1 rRNA gene is annotated in these 336 nt (G+C 52.1%); it reads left to right on the top strand.

The features are described 5' to 3' along the window. Positions 1-336, top strand: a 23S ribosomal RNA gene (locus HMPREF2912_RS13075); the annotation flags it as partial.

Raw genomic sequence — 336 nt, 5'->3', positions numbered from 1 at the left:
TTGTTGATGTCGTGGGGCCTGATGTGTGGTTCAAGTGATGGGGTGACACAGTGTAGTAGCCATGCCGCTTAGTGGATTGTTGGTGTAAGCGTGTGAGGTGGTGTGTAGGCAAATCCGCACACCGTTTAACCTGAGGCGTGATGCGTAGCCCAAATGTGGGTGAAGTTGGTGATCTAGTACTGTCGAGAAAAGCCTCTAGCGATGTGGATGTATGGCCCGTACCCTAAACCGACACAGGTGGTCAGGTTGAAAATACTAAGGCGTTCGGGTGAACTGTGGTTAAGGAACTCGGCAAAATGCCCCCGTAACTTCGGGAGAAGGGGGACCACACGACTT

The sequence above is a fragment of the Corynebacterium sp. HMSC056E09 genome (assembly GCF_001813425.1).
Classification (GTDB): Bacteria; Actinomycetota; Actinomycetes; order Mycobacteriales; family Mycobacteriaceae; genus Corynebacterium; species Corynebacterium hesseae.
The sequence above is the reverse complement of the archived record's forward strand: the minus strand, read 5'-3'. Positions and strand labels throughout refer to the sequence as shown.